The 15,832-nt window shown below is 68.0% G+C and carries 5 protein-coding genes; 2 read left to right on the plus strand and 3 right to left on the minus strand.

All coding sequences use genetic code 11. From position 1 onward, the window contains the following. Positions 1-2: 2 nt before the first annotated feature. Both O8I58_RS03025 and O8I58_RS03030 read left to right on the plus strand, forming a co-directional pair. Complete coding sequence (locus O8I58_RS03025; protein ID WP_298320573.1) at positions 3-4,646, plus strand: type I polyketide synthase; 4,644 nt, start codon at positions 3-5, stop codon at positions 4,644-4,646. After that, complete coding sequence (locus O8I58_RS03030; protein WP_298320575.1) at positions 4,643-11,101, plus strand: non-ribosomal peptide synthetase; 6,459 nt, start codon at positions 4,643-4,645, stop codon at positions 11,099-11,101. Before O8I58_RS03025 ends, O8I58_RS03030 begins: the two co-directional genes overlap by 4 nt. Positions 11,102-11,141: 40 nt before the next feature. Here the strand turns inward: O8I58_RS03030 and O8I58_RS03035 are convergent, their stop codons facing one another. From O8I58_RS03035 to O8I58_RS03045, 3 genes are read right to left on the minus strand one after another with little or no spacing between them, the layout of a single operon-like run. Continuing rightward, positions 11,142-12,329, minus strand: a complete 1,188-nt coding sequence (locus O8I58_RS03035; RefSeq protein ID WP_298320577.1) for a glycosyltransferase — start codon at positions 12,327-12,329, stop codon at positions 11,142-11,144. Positions 12,330-12,334: 5 nt separating this feature from the next. Next, entirely contained in the window at positions 12,335-14,443 is a 2,109-nt protein-coding gene (locus O8I58_RS03040) for an NAD-dependent epimerase/dehydratase family protein (RefSeq protein ID WP_298320579.1), read from the minus strand. Further along, positions 14,440-15,630 (minus strand): glycosyltransferase, encoded by a 1,191-nt coding sequence (locus O8I58_RS03045; protein ID WP_298320581.1) that lies wholly within the window; start codon positions 15,628-15,630, stop codon positions 14,440-14,442. Before O8I58_RS03045 ends, O8I58_RS03040 begins: the two co-directional genes overlap by 4 nt. Positions 15,631-15,832 lie beyond the last annotated feature (202 nt).

Genomic DNA, 15,832 nt, shown 5'->3' on the forward strand with positions numbered 1-15,832 from the left:
ACGTGCCGGCGCGCGGCATCATCGACGGGGTCGAGGACTTCGACCCGGCGTTCTTCGGCATGCTGCCGCGCGAGGCAGAGCTGATGGATCCGCAACAGCGGATTTTCCTGGAGCTGTGCTGGGAATGCATGGAGCGCGCCGGGCAGGTCCCGGACGCCCAGACCGCGCCGGTGGGCGTGTTCGGCGGCATGTACAACGCCAGCTATTTCCAGCACCACCTGCAGCCGCGGCCGGACCTGATCGACAAGCTCGGCGCCTTCCAGGTCATGTTGGCCAATGAAAAGGATTACCTCGCCACCCGGGTGGCCCATCGGCTCAACCTGACCGGCCCGGCCGTCAGCCTGAACACCGCATGTTCGACCTCACTGGTCGCGATCTGCCAGGCCCTCGATGCGTTGCGTGCCGGCCGCTGCGGCATGGCGTTGGCCGGCGGTGTTTCGATTACCTGTCCACCGCGCAGCGGCTATCTGGCCCAGGCGGGGACCATGCTGTCGGCGGACGGCCACACCCGCAGCTTCAGTGCCGATGCCACCGGCACGGTCTTCAGCGACGGTGCGGCGGTGGTGCTGCTCAAGCGGCTGTCCGATGCGTTGGCCGACGGTGACCCGATCCACGCGCTGATCCGCGGCGGCGCGGTCAACAACGACGGCGGCAGCAAGGCCAGCTTCATGGCGCCCAGCAGTGCAGGGCAGGCTGCGGTCATCGCCATGGCCCATGCCGATGCGGGCGTCGAGGCGCGCAGCATCTCCTACGTCGAAGCGCACGGCACCGCCACGCCGATTGGCGACCCGATCGAGCTGGAAGGACTGACCCGTGCGTTCCGCCACGGCACCGCCGACGTCGGCTTCTGCCGCCTGGGTTCGGTCAAGAGCAACGTCGGCCACCTGGTGATGGCCGCCGGTGCCACCGGCGTGATCAAGACCGCGCTGGCGCTGGCCGAACGGCGGCTCCCGGCGTCGCTGCACTACGGCGCGCCCAACCCGTCGATCGATTTCCCCGGCTCCCCGTTCGTGGTCAACGACCAGCTATGCGAGTGGGTGCCCGAAAGCGGGCCGCTGCGCGCGGGAGTGAGTTCGTTCGGTGTCGGCGGGACCAACGCGCACCTGGTCATGGAGGAGCCACCGGCGCGGCCGGCTTCCGATACGGCGGAAGGGCCGCAACTGCTGGTGCTCTCGGCACGTAGCGCGCAGGCACTGGGCGTTGCCGCGGCCAACCTGGCCAGGGACCTTGAAGCGCGGCCGGACCTCAATCTTGCCGACGTCGCCTGGACCCTGGCGACAGGGCGCAAAGCGTTCACCCATCGCGTGAGTCTTGTTGCCAGCAACCTGCCCGAAGCGGTCTCCAGCCTGACCAGTCTGGAGACGGCCGCGGCGGTGGCCCGCAGCCATCCTGCCAAGCCTTGCGACGTGGTGTTCCTGTTCCCGGGGCAGGGTGCGCAATACGCGGGAATGGGACGCGAACTGTACGCAAGCGAGCCGGCCTTCCGATCCGCGTTCGATGACTGTGCCGAACTGCTGCGCGACGCGCTTGGCTTCGACCTGCGCGAGCGAGTCTTTGCCGATGACGCCGATGCGCTGCTGCCCACCGCCGTCATGCAGCCGGCCACCTTCGCCATCGAGTACGCGCTGGCGAGGCTGTGGATGCACCTGGGGCTGACGCCGGCGGCGATGATCGGGCACAGCGTCGGCGAGTTCGTGGCAGCGACGCTGGCCGGGGTGTTCGAGCTGAAGGACGCGTTGCATCTGGTTGCCCGGCGCGGCGCGCTGATGCAGGCGATGCCCGCAGGCGGGATGTTGTCCGTGCGGTCGCCATGGGCTGCGTTGGAAGCGCGCCTGCCGGAGGATCTGGCCCTGGCGGCGGAAAATGCGCCAGGCGCCTGCGTGGTGGCCGGCACGCATGAGGCCATTGCACGCTTCCAGGCCGTCCTGGAGGCCGAGGGCGTCGCCTGCCGCCCGCTGCGCACCTCGCATGCGTTCCACTCGGCCATGATGGACCCGGTGCTGGCACCGTTCGGTGCCGCGGTGGAAAGCGTCGCCCGCCGGCCGCCACAGCTGCCGTTAGTAGCGACCGTCACCGGCGATTGGCTCAGCGCGGATGAGGCCATCTCGGCCACGTACTGGACCAACCACCTGCGCAACCCGGTGCGCTTCTCAACGGCACTCGGCCGCACGCTGGAAGCGCCTGCGCGTGTCTTCCTGGAAGTCGGCCCACGCGCGACGCTGGGCACGCTGGCACGACAGCAGCTGGGGGCACAGCGCAACCACCTGTCGACGCTGGCATCGCTTGGCGACACCCCAGACAGCGAGCGGGCGACCCTGCGCCAGGCGGCTGGACAGCTGTGGTGCCGCGGCGTGGCGATCGGCCCGGAGGCGTTCGACCGGCGCCAGGTGAGGCGTCGCCTGCGGCTGCCGACCTATCCGTTCGAGCGTCAACGTTACTGGGTTGAGGCACGTCCCGACCAGGCGCCTGCCGCCACCGCCGTTCCGCCAGTCCAGCCCATCGCGCCACCGCAATCCATGGAGTTTCCAATGCCGACGCCTGCAGCCTTCGATACCGGTCGCCGGGCCAACCTTGTCGCCCAGCTGAAAAGCACCTTCGAGGACGTGGCGGGCGTCGATTTTGGCGACGCCGATGGCGCGACCCACTTCATGGAGCTGGGGCTGGACAGCTTGATGCTGACCCAGATGAGCCTGCACCTGTGCAAGGTGTTCCCGGTCAAGGTCAGCTTCCGCCAGCTGATGGTTGAGTACGCAACGCTCGACCGGTTGGCGGAGCTGATCGATGCGCAGTTGCCGGCTGAGTCGGCACCGGCACCGGCCGCAGCCACGCAGCCAGCAGCCATGCCGATACCGGTTGCAGCGCCCTCGGTGCAGACACTGCCGCAGGGCGCTCCGCAGCAAGGCTACGTGCAGCAGGTGATCGAGCAGCAGATGCAGTTGATGGCCCAGCAACTGGCCTTGCTGGCCGGCCAGGGCACTGCCGCGCCTGCGTCTTCCGGGCCTTCCACGAGCGTGGCTACCACACCTGCTGCGGTGGCCGCGCCGGTCGAGGCTGCTGCCGCTACCGTGGTCGACGAGGAAGCGGCGCTGGCCCACACCCGTTACGACATCAAGAAGGCGTTCGGCGCGATTGCACGCATCGATACCGGTGCACATGAACTGTCGGCGCACCAGCAGGCCCGGCTCGACCGCTTCATGCAGCGCTACGTGGCGCGCACGCCGAAATCCAAGCTGTACACCCAGACGCACCGGCCGCACATGGCCGATCCGCGCGTGGTCAATGGCTTCCGCCCGATGCTCAAGGAGATCGTCTACCAGATCGTGATCGAGCGTTCCAAGGGCGCACACCTGTGGGACCTGGATGGCAACGAATACGTCGATGCACTCAACGGTTTCGGCATGAGCCTGTTCGGATGGCAGCCGGATTTCGTGCTCGATGCGGTGCGTGCACAGCTCGACCTGGGCTACGAGATCGGTCCGCAGCATCCGTTGGCCGGCGACGTGGCCAAGCTGATCTGCGACATCACCGGGCATGACCGCGCTGCGCTGTGCAATACCGGCTCCGAGGCCGTACTCGGTGCGCTGCGCATTGCCCGTACCGTGACTGGACGCGAGACGGTGGTGCTGTTTTCCGGCTCATACCACGGCATCGTCGATGAGGTGATCGTGCGCGGCACGCGCAAGCTGCGCGCGGTGCCCGCGGCCCCGGGCATCCTGCGCAACACGTCGGAACACGTGCTGGTACTCGACTACGGCACGCCCGAGTCGCTGCAGATCATCCGCGAACGCGCGCACGAGCTGGCCGCGGTGCTGATTGAACCGGTGCAGAGCCGCCGGCCGGACTTCCAGCCGGTCGAGTTCCTCAAGGAGGTCCGCGCGATCACTGCGGCATCGGGGACGCTGTGCATCTTCGATGAGATTGTCACCGGCTTCCGCGCCCATCCGGGCGGCGTACAAGGGCTGTTCGGCATCCAGGCTGACCTTGCCACGTACGGCAAGGTCGTCGGCGGTGGTTACCCGATCGGCGTGATCGCGGGCAAGCGACCGTACATGGATGCGCTCGATGGCGGGGCGTGGGAGTTCGGCGACGACTCGCAGCCAACCGTGGGCGTGACCTATTTCGCCGGAACCTTCGTGCGCCATCCGCTTGCGCTGGCTGCCGCCAAGGCCGTGCTGGAGCACATCAAACAGGAGGGCCCCGGACTGCAGGAACGCATCAACCAGCGCACCGCGGCGCTGGCCGCCGAGCTCAACGACTTCTGTGACGAGCGCGGCGCGCCGATTGCGATCAAGCAGTTCGCCTCGGTGTGGAAGACCCAATTCCTGGAGGACCATCCGTTGCAGGACCTGTTGTTCGCGATGATGCGCAGCCGCGGCATCCACATCCTCGACAACTTCCCCTGTTTCTTTACCAGTGCGCATAGCGAAGCGGACTTCGTCGCCATCGCCAATGCCTACAAGGAAGCGGTGGTGGAGCTGCAGGACAGCGAATTCCTGCCGCGCCGCGCGGCGACCTCGCGCACGGTCATGGAAGCGACCCAGCCACCGCGACCGGACGCCCGGCTGGGCCGCGACCCGCAGGGCAATCCGGCCTGGTTCGTGCCCGATCCGGCGCAGGCCGGCAAGTACATGCGGGTGGGCGCATGAACCCCGGGGCGCCCGCATCGGCCACGCTCACTGCGGTCGACTACGACCCGTTTGCGTCGGTCACGCTTGAGCGGGTGGTGCCCAGCACCGAGGCGCAGCGCGAGATCTGGCTCGCTGCGCAACTGGGCACCGATGCCTCGCTGGCCTACAACGAATCGGTCAGCCTGCGCCTGCGTGGCAGGCTCGACAGTCACGCCCTGGACGGCGCGCTGCATGACCTGCTGGGCCGGCACGATGCGCTGCGCGCCAGTCTTGGCCCGGATGGCGAAACGCTCTGCATCCTCGACCAGCCGGCGTTGACGCTGGCCCTGGTCGACCTGGGTGACCTGGACGATGCCGCACGCGACAGCGCGCTCAACCAGCGCCTGCGCGCTGTCGTGGAAACGCCATTCGCGCTGGAGCAGGGGCCGTTGCTGCGGGCCGAACTGCTGCGCCTGGGCGCGGACGACCACCTGTTGCTGCTGACCGCGCATCACATCGTGTGCGACGGCTGGTCGTGGTGGGTGATGGTGCGCGAACTGGCGGCGCTGTACGGTGCCCGCACGGGCACGGCGGGCGAGGCGCTGCCGCCAGCCGAATCATTCGCCGACTACGCGCTGGCGCTGGCTCGCCAGCCCGATGCCAAGGTGCTGGCCGACGACCAGGCTTACTGGTTGGCCCGCTATGCCGAACTCCCATCGCCGCTGGACCTGCCGACCGACCGGGCCCGCCCGCCACGACGCAGCTTTGCCTCGGGGCGGGTCGATCATGTCCTCGACGCGGCGCTGGTCGGCGCGCTCAAACGGCTAGGTGCGCAGCGGGGTGCCAGTCTCTTCGCCACGCTTCTCGGCGGATTTGCCGCCACGCTGGCCCGGCTTGCCGGACAGCAGGAGGTGGTCGTGGGCATCCCGGCGGCCGCGCAATCACTCGACGGCCACGATCATCTGGTCGGGCACTGCGTCAATCTGCTGACACTGCGTTGCACGCCCGATCCGGCAGCGCCGCTGGCGCAGCTGCTCGACGCCACCCAGACCCTGCTGCTCGATGCATTGGACCACCAGCGCTACACCTTCGGTACCCTGCTCAAGAAGCTCGGTATCCCGCGCGATCCAAGCCGGTTGCCACTGGTCAGCGTGCTGTTCAATATCGACCAGGCGCTCGGCCAGGAGGCCGCCGCCTTCCCCGGCCTGATGCTGGAGTTCGCCAGCACCCCGCGCAGCTACGAGAACTTCGAGTTGTTCATCAACGCGGTGCAGGAACGCGGTCAGCTGCGGCTGGAGTGCCAGTACAACCGTGGCCTGTTCGATGAAGCCACGGTGGCGCGCTGGCTGGCTGCGTACGAGACCCTGCTGCGCGGTGCGACCGCACATCCCGATGCCTTGCTGGGCGACCTACCACTGGTCGACCAGGACGGCCAGCGCCAGCTGCTGGCACTGCAGCCAGCGGCCACGCCGATTGCCGCGCGACGGGTGCACCAGCTGTTCGAAGAACAATGCAAACGCACGCCTGACCGTGTCGCCGTGCGCTGCGGCGATGACGCACTCACCTATGCCGAGCTGGACGCGCATGCCAACCGCCTGGCGCAGCTGTTGCGCAAACACGGCGCGCATGCGGGTGCGCTGGTGGGCATCGCACTGGACCGTGGTATCGACATGCTGGCCGCCGTGCTCGGCACGCTGAAGACAGGCGCCGGTTACGTGCCGCTCGACCCGGAGTTTCCCAGCGAGCGACTCAACCATATGGTCAGCGATGCCAGCCTGGCGGTGCTGCTGACCCAGGCTGTGCACGCCAGTCGCTTCGACCTGCGCGGGCGCCCGGTGCTGGCGCTGGACCAGGTTGGCGAAGTGCTCGCGGCATTGCCGGCGACGCCGCCAGTCGACGAGGCCACCGGCGAAGACCCCGTGGCTTACGTGATCTACACCTCGGGTTCGACCGGCCAGCCCAAGGGCGTGGAAATTCCCCATCGGGCGGTGGTTAATTTCCTCGCCAGCATGACCGAACGGCCGGGGCTGAAGGCGGATGATCGGCTCGTGGCGGTGACCACGCTGTCCTTCGACATCGCCGTGCTTGAGCTGTTCGGGCTGTTGGGCGTGGGCGGGGAGGTCGTGATCGCCCGGCGCGAGGAGGTCATGGATGGCGAGGGACTCAAGCGGTTGCTCGCCCGTGGCCAGGCCACCGTGATGCAGGCCACGCCAGCGACCTGGCGCATGTTGCTGGAAACCGACTGGACGCCGGCGCCAGGCTTCCGCGCGCTCTGCGGCGGCGAGGCACTGGCACCGGACCTGGCCGAACGACTGCTCGGCCGGTGTTCCGAGGTCTGGAACCTGTACGGCCCGACCGAGACCACGGTGTGGTCGACCTGCTGGCGCGTGGAGCGTCCACGCGATGGCATCGTCATCGGCACGCCGATCGCCAACACCACGGTGTGGGTCCTCGACGAGCAACGACAGCTTTGTCCGCTGGGCGTGCCCGGGGAACTCTGGATTGGTGGCGCCGGGGTGGCGCTGGGCTACCGTCACCGCTCCGAGCTCACTGCCGAGCGCTTCGTCCCCGATCCCTTCGCGGATCATCCAGGTGCACGTATGTATCGCACCGGCGACCGCGGTCGCTGGCGCGCCGACGGCACGCTGGAACATTTCGGTCGGCTCGATTTCCAGGTCAAGCTCCGCGGCTTCCGCATCGAACTGGGCGAAATCGAGGCGCGCTTGCTGAGTTTTGCGGGGATCGCCGACGCCGTGGCCGCAACCCGCGAGCTTCATCCCGGCGACGTGCGCCTGCTCGCATACGTGATCGCGTCGTCCGCAGCCACAGTCGATGAAGCCGCGTTGCGCACGCACCTGCGCGGGACGTTACCCGAGTACATGATTCCCCAGCATGTCGTCGTGCTGGAGGCGTTGCCGCGGCTGCCCAACGGGAAGATCGACCGCGCACGGCTGCCGGCACCGGTGGAGGGGCAGGTCGGTGCGGGCGCGCATCTTGCTCCGCGCGATGCGCTTGAACAGCGCGTCGTGGCGGCCATGGCGGCGGTCCTCGGCCATGAGCCCGGCGTCGAGGACAACTTCTTCGAACACGGCGGGCATTCGCTGCTCGCTGCCCAGCTTGTCGCACGACTCAACCGCGAGCACGACGTCGCGCTGCCCATGCGCACGGTGTTCGAGGCGCAGACCGCGGCAGGGCTGGCCGCGGCCGTGCGTGCTGCCGGCGCCGCGACAACGGCCACCGGCCACACGCGCATCGAACGGCAGGCCGACCGACATCGCGCACCGCTGTCGCTGATGCAGCAGCGACTGTGGTACCTGGAACAACTTCATCCCGGCCGGGTGGTCTACAACACCCCATCGGCGCACCGCCTGCGTGGCCCGATGGACGCGCAGGCGTTTGAGCGCGCACTGCAGGAAGTCGTCGACCGCCAGGCGATCCTGCGCACGTCGATCCAGTCCGGGGAAGGGGCCCCGGAACAGCGCATCCACGACGCGCTGCAGGTGCGTCTACTGCCTGTCGAGCCGTTGCCTGGGGCGTCGCTGCGGGAGCGCGAGTCGGCACTCATGCAGCGGCTCGATGCGCTGATCGCCGAACCCTTTGACCTGGCCAGCGCACCGCTGTTCCGTGCGCGCTTGTTCCGCCTGGACGAGCAGGACCATGTGTTTTTCTTCATGGCGCACCACATCGTCTGGGACGGGTGGTCGTTCGACCTGCTGTACACGGAATTGTCTGCCGCCTATGCCGCGTTCTGCGCGGGGCTGCCCATGCCGTTGCCACCACCGGCGATTGCCTATGGCGATTTCTCCGCCTGGCAGCGTGAGTGGATGCAGGGCGAAGAACTCGAGCGCCAGGTCGCGCACTGGTGCGAGCGCCTGGCCAATCCACCCGAGCCATTGGAACTGTCCGCCGCCCGTCCACGTCCGGCCCGTCCGACGGGCGAGGGCGGCACCGAATGGATTCGTCTGCCGGCAGCCGGCATGGAGGCAGTACGCACGTTGGGTCAGCAGAGCGGTGCCACCTCGTTCATGGTGCTGCTGGCGGCCTACTGCGTCTTCCTGCACCGGAGCAGCGGCCAGCGCGACCTGGTCGTCGGCGTCCCGGTGCGTGGGCGCGAGCGTGCCGAGCTGGAAACGGTGATGGGCTTCTTCGTCAACGCGCTGCCGTTGCGGTTGGAAATCGATCCGCAGGCCTCCTTCATCGAGACCGTGCAACAGGTGCGGGCCGTGGTCCTGGATGCGTTCGCCTTTCCGGACGTGCCGTTCGAACACCTGGTCAGGCGGTTGCGACTGCCGCGCGACGAAAGGCGTTCGCCCATCTACCAGGCCAGCTTCTCCTTCCAGGACGTGCGCCATCGCAATCTGTCCTGGGCGGACCTGCAACATGAGCATCTTCCGGTGTTCCAGGCTGGCGCAGCGGACGACCTCGGCCTGTGGTTCATCGAGCAGGAGAACGGCCTGCTCGGTGGCCTCACCTACAACACCGACCTGTTCGACACCGACGCAGCCATTCGCCTGCGCAACAACTACGAGGTCTTGCTGGCCGCGGCGCTGGCCGATCCGGCACGTCCGGTTTCCCGGCTGGCGTTCCTGCCGGACGACGAAATCCTGCAGTTGCAGGCCTGGAACGCCACGGACGCGCCCATTCCCACGGAAAGCCTGCATGGGCTGGTCGAGGCACAGGCACGGCGCACGCCGCAACGCATCGCACTGCGCGACGCCCATGCCGTGTTGACCTACGCCGAACTGGACGCGCTTGCCAACCTCATCGCGCATGCGTTGCACGCACGCGGGGTGCGACCGGGCGCGCTGGTCGGTATCGCGCTGGAACGCGGGGTCGACATGGTTGCCGCGCTGCTGGGTGCACTCAAGACCGGCGCGGGCTACGTGCCGCTGGATCCGGCGTTTCCGGCCGAACGGCTGGCCTTCATGATCCAGGATGCCGGCCTGGCCGCACTGGTCAGTGACCAGCCGTCGCTGTCGCGCTTGCCGGTCACCGACCACGCCTTGCTGTTGCTTGATGAGCCCGAGTCGCTGGACGGCTTGCCGGCCACCGCATTCCAGATGGATACGGAAGTCGATGCCGATGCCATCGCGTACGTGATCTACACCTCTGGCTCGACAGGTCAGCCCAAGGGCGTGGAAATTCCGCACATCGCCGCAGTGAACTTTCTCGCCAGCATGGCCGAGCGGCCCGGGCTGCACGCGGACGACAGGCTACTGGCCGTCACCACCTTGTCCTTCGATATCGCGGTCCTGGAACTGTTTGGCCCCCTCAGCGTGGGCGGCGAGGTGGTGCTGGCCAGGCGCGAAGATGCGATGGATGGCGAGGCACTCAAGGACTTGCTCGAGGTGAGCCGATGCACGGTCATGCAGGCCACGCCGGCAACATGGCAGGTGCTGCTGCAGGCCGGCTGGTTCGCAGGCCCGGATTTCCGCGCGTTGTGCGGCGGCGAAGCGCTGACCCCGGAGCTTGCTACCCAGCTGTTGGCCAGCTGCAGCGAGGTCTGGAACCTGTATGGCCCGACCGAAACCACCGTCTGGTCGACCTGCTGGCGCGTGCAGCATCCACGCCGGAGCATTGCCGTCGGCACGCCGATCGCCAACACCACCGTGTGGATCCTCGACGAGCAGCACCAGCGATGCCCAGTCGGGGTGGCCGGCGAAATCTGGATTGGTGGCGCGGGCGTGGCGCGCGGGTATCGACACCGCCCGGCGTTGACCGCGGAGCGCTTCGTCGCCGACCCGTTTACGGATCGACCGGGTGCACGCATGTACCGCACCGGCGATCGCGGTCGCTGGCGCGCCGATGGCATGCTCGAGCACCTGGGTCGCCTCGACTTCCAGGTCAAGCTGCGCGGCTTCCGGATCGAGCTGGGCGAGATCGAGTCCGTCGCCCGGGAGGAACCGGGCATGGACGAGTGCGTGGCCGTGGTCCATGAGGTCGAGGCGCACGACCGCCGGCTCGTGCTGTACCTGGTCTCTGCCGAAACGGACAACGATCTGCTGCTACGTGTTCGCGCCAGGCTGGCCCGGCAGTTGCCCGGCTACATGCAGCCGCAGCACCTGGTGATGCTGCCGGCGTTGCCGCGGTTGCCCAACGGCAAGACCGACCGCAAGGCACTGCCAGCACCACAGCTGCAACCAAGCGCGACTTCGGCCATGGTCGACGCAACCTGGCTGGAAGATGCCGATCCGCGCCAACGCTATCTTGCGGCGCTCTGGTGCGAACTGATCGGGGTGGGGCAGGTGCTGCCCAGCGACAACTTCTTCGATACCGGTGGCCATTCGCTGCTGGCGATGGAACTGGCAGCGCGGGTGCGGCTCGAAACCGGGGTGCGCATCAACCTGCTGGATATCGCCACCGGGACACTGGCTTCGCTGGCCGCGGAGCTTCCCGAGGGCGAGGTTGCACCACCAGCGTCACAACCCGAGCAGCCGTCCACGTTGGGCGGCCGCCTGCGCCGATGGGCAGGGCTCAGTCCGCGTGCCCGCTGATGCGGTCGGCGTGCGTGCTTGATCCGAAGCTCAGGTGCTGTCACGCCGGCTCGGCCGGCCCGCGCTCGCGCGAAGGCTGGTGCGAGCCCGTCTCGACCACGGCCTCGGCGCATTGCTGCAAGGTTTCCTCGGCGACACGGCGCCAGCCACGGGAGAAGCGGCCAGACAGCGCGGCCTCGTCCCAGTCGCGTTGCAGGGCCGTCTCCAGGCCGCGCGCCAGATCCATGCTGTCCCGCGGACGGATCAACACGCCATTGGAGGCATCGACCACTTCCGGAATGCCACCGACGTTGGTGGCAACGACCGGCCGGCCGCAGGCGAGGGCCTCGACCAGCACGTTCGGATGGCCTTCCGAATAGCTCGGCAGCGTCACCAGGTTGGCCGCGGCCATCCATTGGGCAACCGCCTCCGGCGCCAGCGGCCCGGCAAGCTGCACGTTTGCGGCACCGGCGGCCAGGGCGCCAAGCTCGGCCTGCATCGGGCCACCGCCGACCAGCACAAGCTGCAGTTTCGGGCGGCGGGTGGCGAGTTCGCGCACGGCCGCCAGGAGTTCGCGCAATCCTTTTTCGGGAACCAACCGGCCGACATAGAGCACCAGTTCCGCATCCGGCGCGATGCCGAGCGCCTGGCGTGCGGCTGCCTGGCTGGCGAGGTGGAACGTCGCCGCGTCGCAACCATTGGCAATGACGCATACCCGTGAAGCCTCCGCGCCATAGCGCGTCACCGCCAGCCGGCCGAGGTCCTCACTGACGACCAGAAGGCGCCGGGCGCCTCGCACCACCCGGCGGGTCAGGTGCCGGCTGATCACATCGCGCACACGAATGTCCGAGCCACGCGCACCGGCCACCAGCGGGACGCCGGCGCGCCGTGCTGCCAGCATCGCGCCATACGCGTCTGGGTAGAGCCAGTAGGAAAGCACTACGTCGGGCTGGAAGCGCGACAGCGCATCGCCGATCGCGTGGGCGCACAGGCGGCCATTGAAGGGCCGGGTCACGCCGGGGAGGGCCGCATAGGGTGGATATTCGACTTCGCAGTCGAGCCCGGCGGGTGCGCCGGGTGCATGCGCGACGTAGCTGCCGGGCTGCGCCCAGCGAGGATAGACGGCGATCGGGCTGACCACGCGCACCGTCGCAAGCCGTGCCAGCTGCTGCACGGTCTGCACGATCGGACGCCCGCGGGTTGGCTCGCCCTGGATCGGGAACTGCGAGGTGACCACCAGCACGCGCATCGTCGCTAGGCGTCCAGCGTGCCGGGTATCGCTTTGGCGGCCGGTGCGGCGTGTTCGGCGAACATCGCCTCCAGCCCACGGCGCAGCCCGATGCGCGGCTGCCAGGACAACGTGGTCCGCGCGGCGTTGATATCGAAGTTGGCCAGCGGGCGCAGCGAGCGGACCCGATAGCGGGTCAGTGGCACGCCGCGTCGGAGCATCCAGCCCAGCAACTCGACGCCGGTGGCCAACCCCATGAACGCGAAGGTGGGTAACCGGACCAGCCGCAACCTGCTGCCCAGTTTTCCCTTGACCATGTCCAGATATTCGCCCTGGGTCACCGTGTGCGGATCCACCAGGTTGAAGACCTGGCCGGTGGCGGCCGGGTTGTCGGCGGCCAGCAGCAGGCCGTCGACCACGTCGTCAACATGGACCAGCGGCAGCGTCTGCGCGCGCGCGCCCACGGCGATCCAGAGGCCGGCAATCGCCAACGTTCCATTGGGCGTGACCTGCTCCGCGCCGGGGCCGACGATCTGGCCCGGGCGCAGGATCGTCGCCGGCAGCTGGTGCTCGCGAATGGCCTCCAGCACCATCGACTCGGCGGTCAGCTTGGTCTGCGTATAGGCGCCGCGCTCGCGGGGGCGCGGTTCGTAGGCCGAAGCCTCGGTCACCGGCCGGGCCGGATCGCGCCCAGCATGATCGAGCACGCTGAGCGAGCTGACGTAGACCAGCTTGCTGGTCGCATGGCGCCTGCAGGCATCGATCACGTTGCGCGTTCCCCAGATCGTGCCGGCCTCGAAGTCGCGCGGGTCACCGCGCATGGCGGCGCCGACGTGATAGACGGTGCGTACGCTGGCAATCGCATGTTCGACGATGCGCGGATCACCCAGGTCCCCGATCACCACCTGCAGGCCCTGCATCGCATCCAGCGCTGCACTGGGTGAGCGCACCAGCACGCGGACGCGTTCGCCACGCGCGCGCAGGGCGGCGACCACGCGGCGGCCGAGGAATCCGTTGGCGCCGGTCACCAGCGCATCGGCGGGTTCGAGCGCGGCCAAGCGTGCTTCAAGTGCATCGGTACGTTCGGCGTCGGCACGCACGCAGGCGTCTTCCATCAGTGCGATCGGGCGGCGGCCATCCTCGGCGCTGACCGGGGGGGGCCTTCCCTCATGGAGTGCGCGCGCGAATTCCTCGGCGCCGCGCTGGATGCCGGGCGAGGCGCGCAGGCGGCCGGTGGCGAAGCGCAGCACGTTCCAGGGGATGCGGAACACATCGCGCAGGCTGAGGAAAAAGGCGGTCACCATGATGCCGATGAATTTCGGGCCCGGCAGCAGCCGCTGCTGACGGCAGATCTGCAGGAAGCGATCGGCTTCGACGGTGCCGTGCGTGCCATGCACGACCAGGCGGTTCTGCATCGGCCGGGCGTTCCACGAAAGCAGCATCCGTCCCGTTCCCCTGGCGCAGGTGGCGGTGGCATGCCACTCGTCAAATCCAAGGTTGGGCCTGCGGCCGGTTGCGCGGTAATGCACCTCGAGCTGGCTGATGGGACCAAGCAGCGATTCGAGGACGTACAGGCTATGCACGCCCAGGTCGCGGAACGGATAGGAACCTTGCCGGACCATCGCCGGTAACGGGCCACCCGCATAGGCGGGATAGTCCGAGCTACGGACGATGTCCACCGCCAGTGTTTCGCCGCAAGCCCCGGAGGCCACCAGCTGCCGCGTCCGCATGATCACCGGGTCGAAGTGATCGGAGTGATCGACCGATAGCACCAGCCCCTTTGCCCGCGCGCATTCAATCATGGCATCGCACTCGGCCACAGACTCGGCCATGGGCTTTTCGACAAACACGTGGCAGCCCAGCTCGAGTGCCTGCAGTGTCAGCTGGCAGTGGCTCGACGGAGGCGTGAGCACGTGCACGGCATCCGGATGCCGTGTCTCGACCAGTTCGTCCAATCCTGAAGCGACGAACCCGATATCGAAAGCCGTCGCCAGCGTACGTGCGGCTTCGAGGTCTGGATCGCAGATTCCGACCACCTCGACAAACGGCAGGCGGCAAAGCGCCGCCAGGTGATGGCGCGCCACGTAGCCGGCCCCGACGATGCCGATACGCACATGTTGCTGCTTGGATTTCATCCCGGTTCCCCTTCCATGGCGCGATGGCCGTTGCGTGCGGCGAGTGCCATGCTGACGTGGCCAAGCACCTCGTGAACACGGTTGTCCCAGGTCTGGCCGGCCACGGCCGCCATCCGCGCCGCCGCGGCACCCGGGGGGTCCTCATGCACGGCTTTTTCGAGTGCGGCCAGGAACATTTCCTTGCCTTCGACGATCTGTACCCATTGGCTGAACCTTTCGATTTCGGCATTGCTGACGCTGACGATGGGTTTGCCGGTGGCGAGGTATTCACGCAGCTTGAGCGGATTGGCGTTCTCCACCTGCCGGTTGTGCTTGTAGGGGATGATCGCCACGTCGAAAGCCTTGGCCCAGGCCGGCAGATCCTGATACGGCTGCGCGCCGACAAGCATGACGTTGGGCAGGGCACGCAGCACCGAGACATCGGTGGCGACGTGACCGACCAGCAGGAAGGTCCACTGCGGGCGCATGCGCGCGAGCCACGCCACCAGTTCCAGGTCGATCCACTCGTGGATGGAACCGAAGTAGCCCACGACCGTGCCCTGCAGGCTGGCAGCGGCTTCCGGCAACGGGGTCGCCGGATCCATGGCGCGTGCAAACAGCGCGACATCGACGCCGTGGGGTGAGAAGAGCGTGTGAGCATTGACGGCCTGCTTGGACGCCAGCAAGGCCGGCGGCGCGACGAAGACCAGGTCTGCGCAGCGGGTCAAGGCATCGTCACGCGCGCCGATGACGGCGGCATCCACGCCTGGATGGGCGGCGTAGTCGTCAATGCAGTAGTAAACGCACAGGTCTTCGCCGAGCCGTTGTGCAAGAAAGCCAGGGTGTGGCACCACGAACCAGGAAATGTACCGGGCAGTGCCCAACGCGCGCATCGCCCTGCGCACGGCCCAACGGCCGAAGACACGGTTGAGCAGGTCCACGCCCGGCACCCGCCGGAAAGGCAGCTGCGGCACCGTACATAGCCAGAAATTGGGCCCAAGCCGGGCAGGGGGGCGCAATGCGGCGCCAAGCTTGCGCAGGGCGCGACGAACATCCCGGCCACTCGCCTGCGGCGCGCGCATGCCCGGCGAATCGACATAGAGCAGCGGTGCCACTCCCGCCAGGCGCGTGGCGAGGTGATGGCTGCTGGTGCGGTTCTCCGCATGCCAGTCATTGCCGAAATAGACGATGCCGTCATCGCCTAGCATGCATGCGCCGCGACGCCCGCGCACAGCGACATCCCCTTGTCACGCACCAGGCGGTGCCGGGCGATGGCGATGGGGTGCGCGCCGAGACTGTCCCTTCGCATGCCGATCCGCATCCAGTAAATCCCCCTGTCCATAAGCAGCCCGGGCAGGCCGCCAGGCTTATTGCAGTCAACGCGGGCTGGTGCCAAAACCGGCAACCGAG

The sequence above is a fragment of the Pseudoxanthomonas sp. genome (assembly GCF_027498035.1).
In the GTDB taxonomy this organism is placed as follows: domain Bacteria; phylum Pseudomonadota; class Gammaproteobacteria; order Xanthomonadales; family Xanthomonadaceae; genus Pseudoxanthomonas_A.

Excerpts from the sequence above, each read along its gene's own strand:
- O8I58_RS03030 (WP_298320575.1), top strand. The coding sequence starts at position 4,643 with ATGAACCCCGGGGCGCCCGCATCGGCCACGCTCACTGCGGTCGACTAC.
- O8I58_RS03035 (WP_298320577.1), bottom strand. The coding sequence starts at position 12,329 with ATGCGCGTGCTGGTGGTCACCTCGCAGTTCCCGATCCAGGGCGAGCCA.
- O8I58_RS03040 (WP_298320579.1), bottom strand. The coding sequence starts at position 14,443 with ATGAAATCCAAGCAGCAACATGTGCGTATCGGCATCGTCGGGGCCGGC.
- O8I58_RS03045 (WP_298320581.1), bottom strand. The coding sequence starts at position 15,630 with ATGCTAGGCGATGACGGCATCGTCTATTTCGGCAATGACTGGCATGCG.